The 14,428-nt window shown below is 58.9% G+C and carries 14 protein-coding genes and 1 tRNA gene; 8 read left to right on the plus strand and 7 right to left on the minus strand.

Annotated elements, in window-relative coordinates; translation table 11 throughout:
- Positions 1-429: 429 nt before the first annotated feature.
- The 4 genes from ACOYYX_RS15650 to ACOYYX_RS15665 form a co-directional block, all read right to left on the minus strand.
- Positions 430-771 carry a hypothetical protein gene (locus tag ACOYYX_RS15650; RefSeq protein WP_422930845.1) on the minus strand — a complete coding sequence of 114 codons (342 nt, stop codon included), beginning with the start codon at positions 769-771 and terminating at the stop codon, positions 430-432.
- Positions 772-890: 119 nt separating this feature from the next.
- On the minus strand, positions 891-1,142 hold the full coding sequence (locus tag ACOYYX_RS15655) for a dodecin family protein (RefSeq protein ID WP_422930846.1): 252 nt from the start codon (positions 1,140-1,142) through the stop codon (positions 891-893).
- 85 nt (positions 1,143-1,227) lie between these two features.
- Positions 1,228-1,731, minus strand: a complete 504-nt coding sequence (locus tag ACOYYX_RS15660; RefSeq protein WP_422930847.1) for a universal stress protein — start codon at positions 1,729-1,731, stop codon at positions 1,228-1,230.
- Between the two features lie 824 nt (positions 1,732-2,555).
- Positions 2,556-3,425, minus strand: a complete 870-nt coding sequence (locus ACOYYX_RS15665) for a class I SAM-dependent methyltransferase (protein WP_422930848.1) — start codon at positions 3,423-3,425, stop codon at positions 2,556-2,558.
- Between the two features lie 809 nt (positions 3,426-4,234).
- Between ACOYYX_RS15665 and ACOYYX_RS15670 the strand changes: the two genes are divergently transcribed.
- Complete coding sequence (locus ACOYYX_RS15670; protein ID WP_422930849.1) at positions 4,235-4,501, plus strand: hypothetical protein; 267 nt, start codon at positions 4,235-4,237, stop codon at positions 4,499-4,501.
- 64 nt (positions 4,502-4,565) lie between these two features.
- Here ACOYYX_RS15670 and ACOYYX_RS15675 read toward each other — a convergent pair.
- Positions 4,566-4,680, minus strand: a tRNA-Ser gene (locus ACOYYX_RS15675).
- A 299-nt stretch (positions 4,681-4,979) separates the two neighbouring features.
- Between ACOYYX_RS15675 and ACOYYX_RS15680 the strand changes: the two genes are divergently transcribed.
- From ACOYYX_RS15680 to ACOYYX_RS15700, 5 genes are all read left to right on the plus strand, one after another.
- The gene (locus tag ACOYYX_RS15680; RefSeq protein WP_422930850.1) at positions 4,980-5,318 is read left to right on the plus strand and encodes a hypothetical protein; all 339 of its coding nucleotides are present in this window, start codon (positions 4,980-4,982) and stop codon (positions 5,316-5,318) included.
- A gap of 335 nt (positions 5,319-5,653) precedes the next feature.
- Positions 5,654-6,208, plus strand: a complete 555-nt coding sequence (locus ACOYYX_RS15685; RefSeq protein WP_422930851.1) for a hypothetical protein — start codon at positions 5,654-5,656, stop codon at positions 6,206-6,208.
- The gene (locus ACOYYX_RS15690) at positions 6,202-6,564 is read left to right on the plus strand and encodes a hypothetical protein (protein WP_422930852.1); all 363 of its coding nucleotides are present in this window, start codon (positions 6,202-6,204) and stop codon (positions 6,562-6,564) included. The genes ACOYYX_RS15685 and ACOYYX_RS15690 overlap by 7 nt, the downstream gene beginning before the upstream one ends.
- A gap of 319 nt (positions 6,565-6,883) precedes the next feature.
- Complete coding sequence (locus ACOYYX_RS15695; RefSeq protein ID WP_422930853.1) at positions 6,884-7,126, plus strand: helix-turn-helix domain-containing protein; 243 nt, start codon at positions 6,884-6,886, stop codon at positions 7,124-7,126.
- Complete coding sequence (locus tag ACOYYX_RS15700; RefSeq protein WP_422930854.1) at positions 7,123-8,286, plus strand: DNA methyltransferase; 1,164 nt, start codon at positions 7,123-7,125, stop codon at positions 8,284-8,286. The genes ACOYYX_RS15695 and ACOYYX_RS15700 overlap by 4 nt, the downstream gene beginning before the upstream one ends.
- A gap of 7 nt (positions 8,287-8,293) precedes the next feature.
- Here the strand turns inward: ACOYYX_RS15700 and ACOYYX_RS15705 are convergent, their stop codons facing one another.
- Entirely contained in the window at positions 8,294-8,920 is a 627-nt protein-coding gene (locus ACOYYX_RS15705; RefSeq protein ID WP_422930855.1) for a hypothetical protein, read from the minus strand.
- Positions 8,921-8,949: 29 nt separating this feature from the next.
- Entirely contained in the window at positions 8,950-11,367 is a 2,418-nt protein-coding gene (locus ACOYYX_RS15710) for a hypothetical protein (RefSeq protein WP_422930856.1), read from the minus strand.
- A 527-nt stretch (positions 11,368-11,894) separates the two neighbouring features.
- Here ACOYYX_RS15710 and ACOYYX_RS15715 point away from each other — a divergent pair.
- Positions 11,895-12,257 (plus strand): hypothetical protein, encoded by a 363-nt coding sequence (locus tag ACOYYX_RS15715; protein ID WP_422930857.1) that lies wholly within the window; start codon positions 11,895-11,897, stop codon positions 12,255-12,257.
- Positions 12,244-14,424, plus strand: a complete 2,181-nt coding sequence (locus ACOYYX_RS15720; RefSeq protein WP_422930858.1) for a hypothetical protein — start codon at positions 12,244-12,246, stop codon at positions 14,422-14,424. Before ACOYYX_RS15715 ends, ACOYYX_RS15720 begins: the two co-directional genes overlap by 14 nt.
- Positions 14,425-14,428 lie beyond the last annotated feature (4 nt).

The raw sequence follows: 14,428 nt of genomic DNA on the forward strand, positions 1-14,428 counted from the left end.
ATGCGAAGGAAAATGTGTTCTCTCGATGTGGCGATTGCAAGGTGGGTCGGACTGCCCAACCCGGCTGGTACGAGGTGTGGGGGCGAGCTCATGCACACGAAACGGACAGTTCCATGGCATGGCCTGGATGATCCTCTGATGATCCAGAATCGATTCCATGGCGCGCGGAACGGCGAAGAAGCCGAAACCGAGAAGCCCTAACAATCGCGACCCGCTGCTTCCGACGAGATCCGTCGCGCCCGAGAAGTAAGAGCCAGACTCATTGGCGATGATGATCCCTGCCGATCAAGCATCCGGGCACAACGAGTTGAACAAGACCCATTCCATGATGGTTTTGCCTTCGCCCCCTTCCGAGCTCTTGAGGCCAAGGAAAGTGTTTGTAATTTGACATCACGTATGAGTTACCGCTAAACCCTCACGCGTGCCGAATCATGCAATGTTTTGATTCGCCGCCAGCTCCCGTCCGGAAGCGATGTCGCCAGGAGGATGGCATCGGCAAGAAGGTTGGGATGCCGTAGAGGCCTGATCTGACGACTCGATGAAAGCGGTGACGTCGGCGATAGCTTCTTCGATCATTCCTCGATGCCAGAGGCTCGAGGCGCTGTCGCGGTGGCGACCCAACAATTCTGCGAGTTGGGCGATGCAGGCGGCGGTTGAGCAGCACTCGACCTGGATTTCCGGGAAATGACGGTGATGAACGTGCTTGATGGGCATCAAGCAGAGAGAACACAGTTCGTCCTTCACGACCACGCGATTCTGATCGGCATTCATGGTGAGGGCCCTCGGCTCGATCGTAGATTATTCATTGTTCGGGCTTTTGCATCGGCGGCGATCCCGACTCCCCGCGAGCTCACATCAAAAACTCAGCTATCACAACAAAACATGTTCTTCTATTTCTGTTCGGAGGCGGCCTGTTCCACTTCGAAGGCCACCTTGGCGGTCACGTGATACTCGGTGATCTTGCCGTCGATGATCACGGCGGTCTTGCAGAGTACGTCCAGTCCAGTGATGTGATAGATGGACTTGGAAGCTCGGGCTACCAGCATCCTCGCCGCTTCATCCCAACTCTCGCGCGAGAACCCGACCATCTCTTCGACTTTCACGACCGCCGGCGAATGGGCGTGTCCGGAGTGCGCCCTCATCGTTTTACACCCTTCTGGAGTGGATAGGCGGGTTCTTAAGAATCAAAGCGATTTCAGGATCCTTTCTTGCAGAGGCCATCACAGATCACCCCGACGTGGCCTCATGAGAGACTTTGATGCGTTCGTCGGCCGGATCTGAGAGTGGGGTCTTGACAGTCAGGACCGGACAGCAGGAATGACGAACGACCGACTCGGCGACGCTCCCCATTAAGGCTCGAATCACCCCGCTCCGACCGTGCGTCCCCATCACGATCAAGTCACAAGATATTTTCGCGGCCTCGCGGACAATTTCCGTCGCCGCGTCACCGTAGAGTAAACGCGTTTCGAGCCGAAGTTCGGGATCGCCGTCGAAGTCCTCGTGGAGCCGCTTCAACCAAGCGGCATGTCGACTGTGTTCGTCCTGGGAGCAATCGAACGCGAGTCCGAGTTCAGTGTCGATCGGGTGGGGCAGATCGAGTTCAATGCCCACGACATGCAGAACGATAACCTTGGCGTCACAATCCCGAGCGATCATGCGTGCGAGCTGATAGGCGTTATTCGCCGCTTCGGAGAAATCCGTCGGATGGAGGATCGTTCGTATGGGTAACATCGTGCCACCTCAGGAACAGACGTCAAGTCATACGGCATAGTGGATGGTCGCAGTCGTTGGGAGACACCATTCGCAAATCCGACGATCCGCAACCGGCTGCCACGCTTGGACACATGGCGGTGTTCGAACCAAAGAGCCCCGCACGTGCAACACGAAGCGTCGCACGGCGGGGCCACCTTAGCCGGGTCCTGACCACCTCTCGCAAGCGGCCGACGACCCTATAGATATTGAACGCAACCAGACGTCGAAAAGTTCACGGGATTCCCGTCGAGTTGCAGGTCAACGTCTTTGGGGAGGCCACATATCTCGACCCAGTCTATTCGTCGCGTTTCCATGGGCCCGGTTTTCGTCGTGGCGATGCTCTACGCCGCCCTTCCTCACGAATGCCGGATGGAAACTTCGCCTGGCCGGGTGAAGTGGCTGACAATTTCTCGGACGCCTGGATCGGTCCTCCGGCACTGGAACCGAAGTGGTTTTCGCGCCGATCCCCGATAACCTATCGATCCAGAGAATATCCGAATCCATCAGCGAGATCCTCTACGCAGCACTCGCCCTGCCTGCGTGGAGGGTGTAGAAACTGCACCACGTGTCGATCAAGGTCCAGCGCAGGCGATCGTTTGTTGGGCGATACTGGTTCCGTGCTTCGACACCAATGAAAGGTGCCAGTGAGTTGAACTTTTTCGTGGCTTGGATAGGTCTCTGCTCTAGGCACGGATGAGAAGCTGAGGAAGGTAGGAGTTTGAGAGGCGAGTATAACCAGGCCACCGCGGACAGATTCTCCACCCTCGAAGAAGGAGGAAATCTCGCGCGGCAGCCCCAGGTTGTCAGGCGACGCGAGTCACTCGGCGAATCAGTGATGTAATCCGAGGATGACGGGACGATATCCGATGGATCCGACGAGCGAGCTTGACGCCCGAGGCGCCGACCCCTTCAAAGAGTCGTAAACGATCGTGGAGCATTCCGTTCTGTTGTTGCGTCCGTGCCAGTTCGGCCCGGGTCGCATCAAGTTCGGCCTGCATACGATCGATCTCGGTCTCTTCCACGATACCTTCTGGGTTGAGCCGAGCAGCGACGGCCGCCATGTCTTCTCGCGTCATCCCTGATTCTCGAAATGAGAACTCTCCCTCCCAGAAGAGATAACTCACCAGGAGCTCATCAGGGGCACTCCAGCCGACCTGTGGCGGTACGCTTAACCGCCGATCGCCGTGGATGTAATGCATCTTCGGCATGAAGGTGACTTCGTTGCCGGTCACATCGATGAGCCACCGATGATGACAGAGGCCAACCGGCACGCCGTCCTCGCGGCCACGCGTCATCTCAAAAAGAATCGATGGGAATTCGATATATCCGCGCTTGGCGACTCGGACCATTTCGCTGCAAACCCAGATGGGATCGCGAATATCCTCAAGCGTATGAGAGCAGGTGCAATAATCGAAAAACTTATCGGGAAATGGCCAGGGTTCGCGATCGCAGATATCGCGCTGTATCCAGGTCTCGGCCGTGAAGTGCTCGACCGCTCCACCTTGCGGCCCCGAATTTTGATACTGCTTGTAGTGAAGCCCGTGAGTCTCATAGGGACCCGCGTCCATCACGTAATTCGCCCGGTTGAAGCTCCGGGCCCAACCTCCTACGTCGAGCACGATGTCGCCCGGGCGGATCAGATCAAGAACTTTGGAGTCATTCGCGTCGAGCATGGACGAATCCTTGTCCATTCAGAGAAGGTGAATGGTAGACCTGCGTTGCGGAGCGAGAGCGAAGGGTGGCGATCATAACTCGTAGACCAATTCATTCCATCCGTCAACATAGAATGTCATCGCATTCCTCAAGGTCTTTGCTCGAGATGATCGAATTCTCTCGAATATGGAATGGTTTAGGGTATTTGTACAAACCAAGTCTTATGTAAGAAACGTCATACAAATTGGCGAGTAAGCGATAGCTATGAGTTCTTCGTGGGTCGACGGGAGCCGGTCTTCATAATCGGAGACGGTCGAATCGATGGGCCCCGGGTAGTGTACGATCGACGAACGACCAGAATCGTCCAAGGCCGATGTCTTTCTCGGTCCCCCCCCACCTGGTGAGCCCGACCTCGAAGCTGATGACAAGTTGACTGCTCAGGAGATGCGGCCAGTGCCGGCAAGCCATCAACTATTGATCCATGTCATGACGCAACCTGTTTTTTCAGAAGATGTTCCGAACGGAGGCTTCCAAGAAATTGGCCTTAGAGTGGTCGAATCCGTTGTTTATTTTTCCGGATTCTCGAAAATCTCTACTCGGCTACACCGCACGCTTCGTCACCATGCATTCGAGCTCTGGGTACCGTTTCGTTTGGGATATGCTGAATCCCCGCTTTTCGCGGAGATGACTCTCCCGACCCATCTTCGGCATCCCGCCCAGTACACGAGCTTATTGATTCAGAGCGATCTCGTGCGTATCGGCATCCCAAAAATGACGAGCCGGCCGAGGAGGAGGATTTCCACGCCCTCCGGCACTCCACGTCACCACCATGGCCCAATCGAGCGTACCGGAGTGGACGATCCAGACCCTCGCCCGGCACTCGACCCCGACCCTCACGCTCGGGGTCTACAGCCACGTCGGCCTGGCCGACCAGTCCGCTACTTTGGCGGCCCTGCCCTCGGCCGAACCCGGACTCATAAACAAACCCTTTGCCCCTCTATTGCCCCACGCCGGGGACGGATGGGGACGATTGCAGGCGGATACGGGCGGAAACTCCGATGCGAGTATCCGCCCGGATGGGACAGGGCAGGAGTAACCTAAATCATTGGAGATTGTGGTCTTAGGCGCTCAAGGGCAGGAGTTGACGGACACTGGCGGAGCGGAGGGGGTGGGATTCGAACCCACGGATGACTTGCGCCATCTACGGTTTTCAAGACCGACTCAGGATCGCAGCAACGTTTTGGCCCGAGGTGACTTAGCCGCCGACACCCCTCCGTTTGCCCCTCCATTGCCCACCGACTTTTGTCTCGATGGCCCGTGCCTCGCAGAGCTCATCCTGGCGTGGCCCGCCCTGCCCCTCGAAGTCCGGGAGCATATCCTCTCGCTGGCCACTGGGGCCCTTGGGTGATCCGGCGAGTTATATTGGTTCTCCGAAAAGGAGGACTGCTATGGAAGTTGGCATGTAGCAGATCATGGACTCGCCGGCCAGATGTGAAAGGCTGGAGTACGCCATCGGAGACTTGCCACCGCGACGGCCCAGGCCGAATTTGAGTTAGCCTGCTTGGAGGGCATTCGTGATTTCGAAGCCTTACGACTCACAGCATCCCCTTTTCCGGGATCAGCGAGAGTATGTTTTGGAGCGGGCCGTCCTCGACACCGGGGATGCGACGCATGGCGCCGAGGCGGCCCTCACCTTCCGCCATCACCCGTCCGGACAGGTCCGGACGTTTAGGTTCACCGGCGTCAGCTTCACCTCGGGCTGCGGCGCCGCGATGGGTTTGCGGGGTTACCTACCCGTATACGTCGCGACCCTAAGCGGACGAGGTTGGGAGGCCGGCGAGCGGATCGAGGTAGGCGACACCGACCCGGGGGGCGTCTGGTTCTGGGCGGAGACCATTGAGGAGTCCACTTAGACTTGTGCTGCATAGGGTGGGGACTGCGGTCGATCGTGACCGCGGGCTAGAAGCTCGGGATTGAGATCTCCCGAGTATGCCGACTCCTGTCTCTCTGCTAAGGGAGGCGGTCGCCGGCACTGTCATTTCGATGATAATCGCACATTCGCAACTGTGCGCCTTACAAGTGAACGGGGCTGACAAGCTGGACGCATCTCCACTCGAAGACACTGATCCGCTATCATGGTTCCATGCCAGCGTTGAGGCTGGCGTATCTCCGCGACGTTCACTGGCGCAATCACGAGCCGACTGCGATGACTCGACTGCCGAGGCCGGCGGGACGGGGGGCATGGGCGATGGAGCTATCGGAAGCCGAGCGGGGGACCCTCGCCGTCATCGTGGGCGGTAAGCTGGCGTGGTCGTCGGCCCAGGACCTGGCGAGCCAAGGCCATCCGCCCGAGGTGCTCGGGGCCCTCGAGGCCGCCGGCCTGGTCGAGCGCTGGACCCTCGCCAGGGAGCTGACCTGGACCCTGACGCCGATCGCGGCCCAGGCCCTCGAGGTCGAGCTGGTCGAGGTCGGATACCAGGAAGATCCCCGGTGGATCCCCTCGGGCCAGGCCCCCCGGTTCGCGCACGCATTCCGGCAGAGGGGGCATTACGAGCTGAAGCACCCCGAGCTGCTCCTCTCCAAGGCGCCGGGGCCCGACGTCCTCATCGACCCCGAGACCGAGGATCCCCTCCTGCTCTTCGGCCGGACCATCGCCATCGACCCCCGCTTGCGGCGGAAGGTCGAGCGACTGCTCAACCCGAAGCCGTCCAAGGCCAAGGCCGGGCGGAGGAAGTTGGCGGCCGGGAACCCTCGGGCGAGGCGGAAGTCTCGGGCCCCGAGGCGGAGGATGGTTGCATGTTGAGAAACGGTCACGAAACGCATCGGGTCGGGACGAGACTCGATCGCCTCGAAGCCAGCCTCGCCTTGTCGCTGACGGCCCTCACGCCCCGCCAGAGGGCCTTCTACGATCACTGGTGGGCAGAGGCGGAGAAGCTCTGGCCGAGGGCCTACCGGTCGGCAGAGGCCGCCGGATACGCATGCCCCCGGAGCCAGGGGCCTCGGCTCCTGACGATGCCGAGGGTCCGGGCCGCCATGGACGCTCGGATCGCCCTCGAACGGGGCTTGGCCCAGCACGAGCGGAGAAGCGACCGGCTATCAATCCGGGCGTACTGCCGGGACTATGTCACGAACGCCCTGGCTACTCGTCTGTATCGCTAATGCAGCGAAAATGCGAACAAGAGCAAATCGACGTCCTAAAAATTCTAGTTATAAATTTTCATGTGACATATGCCATAAGCCAATCTAACTCCTCAGGAACTTGATTGGGCGAGTCAAAAGAAGCTTAGAAGCACACGTTTCCCAATCCATACAATCGAAATAATCGGCCACTTAATTCCCATGAAAAAATGAACCAACTGTTGCAACTGCTGAAGCATGAGCTTACAGTCTGGTCAGATAAACTCTTCTGCATTGGGACACATTGCGGATTTCCGCCGGAATATTTGTGGCCAAGCGTCGAGCGAGTGCGCCGGAATCCATGACAGAATGGCGTGATCGGAACCCTCTTCGGCAGTGGCGCGTCAAGCAGCCTCCTGAGGGATGGAAATGTACTGTTCTGGCAAGGCAGTTAGGTGTTTCGCACACGGCGGTCGGGATGTGGGAGGCTGGGAGGCGGCTGCCCTTGATCGATGCTTTCGAGAAGATTGAGGAGCTAACCGGAATCTCCTCGAAGCAATGGATGGAGTGGTACAGGCAAATGCCGATGGAGGATAGGGCATGAACCTCCAACCGCTCCTCGACGCAATAAACGATCGAAACATCGTCTCGGGATTGACGCACGACATCTATCGTTACCCAGCTCGATTCTCGCCACTCTTCGCTAGAACTGCCATCGAACTCTTTACCGAACCGGGTGACTCGATTCTCGATCCCTTCATGGGTGGCTCCACGAGTCTTGTCGAGGCTCTCGCCCTTGGTCGGCACGCCGTTGGGACGGATCTTAATCAACTAGCTGTTTTTCTGGCCAGGGTGAAGACGCTACTCGTCACTGACGAAGACCTCGAATCGCTGCGAATTTGGGCCGAACTGATCGCACCCGAGTTGTCGCCGCGAAAGCCAGTCGTCCGCCACACTTACTACCAGGCGCTTGGCTACCAGACGAACATGCCTTGGCGATTCCGAAAGATAGCCGAGCAGGCGATCAACAGTGCGATGGATCTGCTCGAAGGCGACCTGCTTCTCTCGGCCAGGTGCATTATCCTGAAGACCGTCCAATGGGCAGTCGACTGCAAGAAAGCTCTCCCTACCGCCGCCGAGTTTCGTGCGAAGATCGTCGAGGACACACGGCTCGTCGCAGATGGGCTCAAGGCTCTTCGGCAACAAGTCGATTCACTTCAGCAAAAACCGGCGACAATTGAAGCCCATCATTGTGCGACCGACTCCATTGGCAGTCTAAAATCAAAACTCCTCCAGTGCAGGCCGCCTAGGCTCGTCGTCACTTCTCCTCCATATCCCGGCGTCCACGTGCTCTACCACCGATGGCAGGTGCTTGGACGCAGAGAAACAGCCGCTCCCTACTGGATAACTGAATCGAATGACGGTCAAGGTGGTTCGTTCTACACATTTTGCGATCGTCGTCGTCTAGACCACGACGAGAAGTATTTCGGTCGGCTCTTTTCCTGCTTCACTGCAATCAGAAGCGTTGTCCCTGACGATTGTGTCGTCGCCCAACTCGTTGGGTTTGCCAGACCCAACGAGCAACTAGCGCTCTACCTAGATGCGATGTCTCGGGCGGGATTCGCCCCGTTTGAGTTTAAAGGCTCAAGCCGCCCGTCCCAGGAAGAATTCTGGCGGGCGGTACCCAATCGCAAGTGGTACAACAACGTTCGCCATGCAGTACGTCAGTCGAAGGAGATCCTTCTCCTTCATCGTGCCAGGTGATGCTACCCTAAGGACTCGATTTGGGCCGTGCGAAGTTGAATGCTGACAAGTGCTTGACCATGTCGAGCCATGGATCGTTATAGGCGATCCTCGACTTGACATCCCAGTAGTTATTGAACCGGTCGAGGATGAAGTCGAACATCGTCTCGAGCCGTTTGTAATACCAGCCGTTCGCGCGGATCGTATCAATCACGTCGTTGGTGAAGTTGTAGGCCATAACAACGATTTTCGGTTGCGGAACGCCGAAGCGTGCCGCAATCCTCACTTGCTTTGACTGAAGCGTTTCCTTCCCGGACGGCCCCACAAGTGATCTAATCTGCCGGGCATAATCCGCATCGAGAAAGTTGGCCTTCAACTCGCAGTATGCCCAGTTATCGACAGCGTTAGGGCCAGCAAAGAACTCGCGTGTATCCTCAGACTCATCGTGTCGCTCGTCGAGCGGAATGATGCCTTGCGCGCCAATGACCGATGTGTTCGGAGGCTTAAATGCAACAAGATCCGCCTCGAGCCGGTATGATCGCCCATTTGGCGAGCTTAGGAGATCTGTGAACAAACTGTTTTGAACCAACCAGCCGTTCATCTCTAGGAAAGTCCGTGCCATCGCCTCGGTAGGATTGTTGTAGACGAAGCCCATCTTGGTCTGCTCCTCTGCCGTTAATGGGCTTATTCGGTGCCCTTTGCCATTGACTTATTCATCAGGTCGGCAGTCGAGCGAGCCTGCTTTACCTGCATCTTGGCAACGCGTGTCCTGTCCTCCTCGAGGATGTTCTCGAGTTGCTCATCATCGATCTCAGCCTTCATGTCGCCTCGGGCGTTCTCCTGGAGGATAGCGTGGTAGCCGATCCAGATCTCGTAATTCGTCCGGAACAGCGACGGTAGAGCCGCGGCTTCCACCTTCAGCTTCTCAAGCTGGTCCTTGAATGGTCCGAAGACTGTCGAGTAATAGACGACGATGCCGCCTCCCGCAGAGATTGGTTTGTAGGCGACACCTGATTGCTCCTCGTCAGTTACGTCTTCCGATAAATGCGGCCAGGCGGCGGCCCATTGCTCAGGGTCGTCGATTGGGTTGATAGCGATGACGTCGAATTGGGGGACGAAACCCTTCGACTTTTTCGTACGCTCTTCGAGCGGCGCGAGCACCTCGAAATTGACCTCATCAGTGAGCTGGGTGCCGTCGGGCTTAGTGATCGTAACGACTACCCGGCCGACGTCACCAATTTTGGCGGTGTGGCGTGGCCTGAGCCGCCACTTGACCCGGCCGCCAGTGAGCTTGGACTGGCCGGCGAGCTCGAGGCAGTCGGGCTCCGAGCGGATCGAGAGTCTCCCCTGCCGCTCAAACTCCGAGTCGGCATCGGTATGAACCAAGACCGACTCGTTGTCATTTATGTGAACCCTAAGGTAGGGTTTTGGGTGGACGATAACCCACCGGGTCACCTGGGGAAACGGTAACGTCGGAAGCGGCGCTGCCTTGGTCGGTTTCCCCTTTCGGGACTTCTTGACGGGCTGCTTATCGTCCCCCGCGCCAGGGACGTTCATCGGACCTTCGCTCTGGACCTTCAGGCCAGCTTCTTGAAGTAGCTGAACGATCTGGCGTTTGACCGCCTCGCTAGTGGTTTGGGATTCGCGCCTGGCCAGCTTCTCGGTCAGCTCACGCTCGATTTCGTGGAGCGTCTCGTCCTCTCCGAGCATTTTCTCAAGCATTTGGACGAGGCTCGTCAGTACTTGGCCATCCTTAAGTCCTTCTCGATCCGAGGAGAAAAGTTGACGCCTGATCCTGCTCTCGGCGCGGGAGGCGTCGATGTGGATAACGATATGCCGAGCGACCTGGCCTAGGTGAAGATCGCGAAGAATTTGCGCCGAGAGCTCGCCCTGATTCTGACCATTTAGCGTGCCAACGATAGGATAGTTGGTCTGCACGTACAACTCGTTTGAGTGTGTCCGGAGTGTGACGTCTCCTTTGTTCTTACCCTTACCTGAGCGGTAGTTGAAGACGACCCAAAACTCGATGCCGATGCAGGCATCTGTCGTCCCATGCGGTACAAAATACTCCATGGGCCTCTCGTACCGTATGAACGTGCCAGTGCTGATATTCTCGGGGTCGAACTCGTCGACTCGCATGAGACGGTTGCGGCTTCCAGTGACGATCTGGTCGTTGAACTCGTTATTGCGGAGATCGATCAGCCGGAACGGCAGGAGCGGGTCGAACGCTGAACAGTGGAGGTAGTGATAAAGGTTCCCGGGGCTGGCCTGGAGCGACGCATCAAGCTTGGGGAGTTGGTAGCTAATGTGCCGAACCAGCGTTCCCTTGCGCAACACTGGAACTTTCGGTCCGGTGAACTGTGGATAGAGTTCCAGTGCTTCCTCATCGATCTGGCATGAGGGTACGCTCACGCTCCCTGACGGGCCAAGGAGGCATAGATAGCCGTAGCAGTCCTCTTTGTAGTGGTCGCTGAGATTGAGAACCCGAATCACAGTGAAACCCACAACGCGTGGGTTTTCGCGGTGACGCGAGACGATGACAGCGTAGTCAGCGAAAGAGAGCGTTGCCGCACCGCCTTGGCCGAAAGCACCGATAAGGTACCATTTGTTTATTTTGTTCCCCTCTTGGAGGCTCAGGATGGTGGTGGGGAACTGCTCGGGGCTGATTCCAATCCCGTCGTCGATGACGTCGATCGTTGCAGTGGATTTGCTACCACATTCGGACATGACGACCGCGAACTTACGGTCATAATTGTGAGCCGCGTAATCCCACTTGTTGAATAGGCCATCGCCGGGCCCTGAGATCGGACGTCCGAACCATTGCTGGGCAGCAGCTCGTGCGGAGTTCGGAGGAGCAACACCTTGCGGTGCCCGATCCTCCAGCACCGCGTCCGTTGCATTGGTGATTCGCTCCGTAAGGCTCCGACCGGGCTTTTTACCTAGTCCTATGGAAGAGGCATTGGACATCTTATTGCCGAATGGATGCCAGCAGAACTTGAAATCGCCGAAGGGTACGTCGAGCTCAACATTCTGATGATCTCCAATTTCCTCAAGAATCTTCCGAATATCGCTGCTCTTGGTTGCGGCAATGAGCGACCGCATCAGGGCTTCCGCATTTTCGTAACCCATCTTCCCCCCTGGTTAACAAAAGAGAACGTTTCTGCAAAGTGATGCTCAGAGATCATTTTGACTTCAAGAGTGTCATTCACCGGCTACTTCTTAATGCATTCGACCAGAAAATATCTAGAGTGCCTGCTCGCGATCGCGGTACAATCATGTGGTCCTAAGTCAGATGCCGATGGCGCCTCTTTTGACCAAGTGAAGCCGGGGCCGACCCGATCGGCCTGCCAAGGTGGGGACTGCGATCGATCGCGATCGGTCGCGGGCTAGAGGCTCGGGGAGATGGGACCCTCCGAGGATGCCGACGCTTGCCTCCCTCCGTGGGGAGCCGAGCGCCGGCATCTTTCGTTAGAGGCCCATCAGTACCGAGAGGCAGGCCAGGTCCATGGCCACGGCGAGAGGAAACCACCACGATCCCCGCGACGAAGCCGTCGCACTCGCCTCGACGACGAGGCGGATGGATGGAGCTGGCGAGCCGGCTGTCAGTCCCCGCATGGCGGGAGGTCGCGATGCCTGACCCTCGCCCCATCGACGATTTCCTCGGGCCCGAGGGCGACCAGGACACGCCCCGGCCGTTCCCAGATCCCGGGTTCGGCCTGCCGAGGGTCATCGAGCACACCCCCATCTCGCTCGTCCCGGGCACGATCGACGTCGAGATCATCATCGGGCAGTACGAGTGGGCCCGGACGCTCAGGGACGAGGGGCTCGACCGCCCCCGCATCGAGCGGGTTGCGGTGGCCTACCTCAGGGCGCTCGCGGGCGCCGGGGTCACCGACCCGATGAGGTTCGAGACCAACCTCGCCGTACACCAACGCCTCCTCGAGGCGATCCTCAACGCACTATTCCGGGAGCCACACCATGGCGGTCACTGAAGACATCGCACGCCTCGTATTCGAGACGGCCGGGACCGAGGCCATCGACGACCTCAAGGAGAACCTGGCCTACACCAAGCTCGGCCTCCAGCAGCTGCAGAGCGCCTACCAGGCGGGCAACGTCTCGACGGCCGATTACTTCGCCACCACCAAGAAGCTGACCGCCAGCATCGCCGAGATGCAGGGGCACCTCGACGGCCTGGAGCAGGCCCAGCGCGACGTGGCCCAGGCGATGGCCCGGTCCAAGATGACCGAGGAGGAATACCTCGGGAGCATCATCAAGACCGATGCGGCCCTCGCGAAGAAGACGGCCACGGCGGACAAGACGGCCAAGTCCCAGTCGAACCTCCGCCAGTCGATCCAGGCGGGGAGCTACGCCTTCCAGGACTTCACCTCCACCAGCGGCGACCTCGGGGCCAAGCTCAACTCGATCACGAACAACCTGCCTCAGCTGCTGGTCGGCCTGGGGGGCCTCGGACAGGTCGTCTCCATCGGCGCCACGGTCGCCATCGCCCTGTACCGCAACTGGGACCAGGTCACCCGGCTGTTCGAGTCGAAGAACCCCTTCCCGGCCGCGGCGAAGAGCGTCAAGGAGATGAAGGACGAGGTCGAGCACGCCAAGGATCAGATGAAGGCGCTCGAGACCAACACATCCCTGACGAAGGGCGAGCTCGAGAAGTACACCGAGCTCCGCAAGACGATCGCGGACACCGAGGCCAAGATCACGCAGGAGGAGGAGAAGCAGGCCAACCTCAAGAAGTTCAAGGAGATCAAGGGCACCGCGCAGGTCGAGGATTCGAAGTGGATCAAGGACGGGCTGGCGGACCTGGGGGGCGACAAGGAGGGCCTGGCCACCGCCGTGGCGAAGTCCCTGCATCAGAGGGCGATCAATCAGGAGGACAGCGCCTACGTCCGCGCCCTGGAAGAGGCCAACAACACCGAGGGGGAGGATCGGAAGTTCTGGGCGGCCCAGATGAAGGGCTCCAAGAAGGAGCTCGACCGCCTGAAGGGCCCCGAAGGCCTCGAGGAGTTCAAGACCATGGGCATCGAGGCCGTCACCAAGGCCATGACCGAGGGGGACCTCGGGGCCTACAACCAGCTCCAGACCGCCGTGGGGCAGGCGCCCGACCTCTTCACGAAGGAGCAGCAGAACTACATCAGGGATGCCAGCCCCGAGACCAAGAAGCGCGTCGAGAAGGAGGAGCGCGAGGAAGCGGCCGAGCAGGAGAAGAGCAAGAACAAGCACGAGGCCGAGCAGATCACCCGCGAGGCGTCGAAGAAGCGCCAGGCCAAGGAGGCGGACAAGATCCGCGACGAGATCGACTCCATGGCCAAGGGGGGCGACTTCACCAAGTCGAACTCCGATCTCATCGACAAGATCAAGAAGAGCGGCGGCATGCTGGAGGTGGCCGGGAAGCCTCGCGAGACGAAGACGGCCGAGCAGCAGTATGACGTGCTCAAGGACCTGATCCGGGCCCAGGTCGAGGAGAAGCTCAAGGAGAAGGGATTCGACCTGAAGGGCCAGGAGAAGCTCCTGGACACCTCCTCGGCGACCCTGGCCGGCAACGCCCAGACGAAGCGCAAGGAGGAAGACAGGGTTGCCCAGGAGCACAAGGAGAAGAACGAGGCGACCCGCCGCCAGAATGCCGTGGAGCAGAATCGCGACTACCTCGAGCAGGAAGAGGCGCAGATCAAGGGCCAGGGCCTCCAGGAGCTGGCGGCCCGCGAATACGCCATGGTCATGGCCCAGGGCGGATACAAGAACGCCAAGGGTGGATGGCACAAACTCTCCGGCGAGGACGATGCCCGGGGGGAGGTCCAGAGGCGGCTCAAGGGTTACATGCACCGTCAGATCGGCAAGGACCGCGATGGCAATGTGCTACGGGCCAACCCCAACCTCGGCGAGCAGGGCACTGAGGACATCGCGCTGAAGCTCAGCCTCGACGCCCAGAAGGGGGTGAAGGACCAGTTCAGCCTCCTCATGGGCAAGACCAACAACGCGACCGTGGCCATGCAGCAGATCCTCATGCAGACCCAGGCCGCCGTCTTCGCCATCAGCCAGCAGCTGAACGGCATCAACGCCAACACCGGCCAACTCGAGAGGAATATGCATCAGATCCAACGTTCGATGAACGCCGGCCAGACCAACCTCAACATCAGGGGCTAATACC

Source organism: Singulisphaera chitinilytica, assembly GCF_049331405.1.
GTDB lineage: Bacteria > Planctomycetota > Planctomycetia > Isosphaerales > Isosphaeraceae > PoT.

Excerpts from the sequence above, each read along its gene's own strand:
- ACOYYX_RS15705 (WP_422930855.1), bottom strand. The coding sequence starts at position 8,920 with ATGGGCTTCGTCTACAACAATCCTACCGAGGCGATGGCACGGACTTTC.
- ACOYYX_RS15655 (WP_422930846.1), bottom strand. The coding sequence starts at position 1,142 with ATGAGGGCGCACTCCGGACACGCCCATTCGCCGGCGGTCGTGAAAGTC.
- ACOYYX_RS15690 (WP_422930852.1), top strand. The coding sequence starts at position 6,202 with ATGTTGAGAAACGGTCACGAAACGCATCGGGTCGGGACGAGACTCGAT.
- ACOYYX_RS15720 (WP_422930858.1), top strand. The coding sequence starts at position 12,244 with ATGGCGGTCACTGAAGACATCGCACGCCTCGTATTCGAGACGGCCGGG.
- ACOYYX_RS15650 (WP_422930845.1), bottom strand. The coding sequence starts at position 771 with ATGAATGCCGATCAGAATCGCGTGGTCGTGAAGGACGAACTGTGTTCT.
- ACOYYX_RS15695 (WP_422930853.1), top strand. The coding sequence starts at position 6,884 with ATGACAGAATGGCGTGATCGGAACCCTCTTCGGCAGTGGCGCGTCAAG.
- ACOYYX_RS15685 (WP_422930851.1), top strand. The coding sequence starts at position 5,654 with ATGGAGCTATCGGAAGCCGAGCGGGGGACCCTCGCCGTCATCGTGGGC.
- ACOYYX_RS15715 (WP_422930857.1), top strand. The coding sequence starts at position 11,895 with ATGCCTGACCCTCGCCCCATCGACGATTTCCTCGGGCCCGAGGGCGAC.
- ACOYYX_RS15670 (WP_422930849.1), top strand. The coding sequence starts at position 4,235 with ATGGCCCAATCGAGCGTACCGGAGTGGACGATCCAGACCCTCGCCCGG.
- ACOYYX_RS15700 (WP_422930854.1), top strand. The coding sequence starts at position 7,123 with ATGAACCTCCAACCGCTCCTCGACGCAATAAACGATCGAAACATCGTC.
- ACOYYX_RS15660 (WP_422930847.1), bottom strand. The coding sequence starts at position 1,731 with ATGTTACCCATACGAACGATCCTCCATCCGACGGATTTCTCCGAAGCG.
- ACOYYX_RS15710 (WP_422930856.1), bottom strand. The coding sequence starts at position 11,367 with ATGCGGTCGCTCATTGCCGCAACCAAGAGCAGCGATATTCGGAAGATT.
- ACOYYX_RS15665 (WP_422930848.1), bottom strand. The coding sequence starts at position 3,425 with ATGCTCGACGCGAATGACTCCAAAGTTCTTGATCTGATCCGCCCGGGC.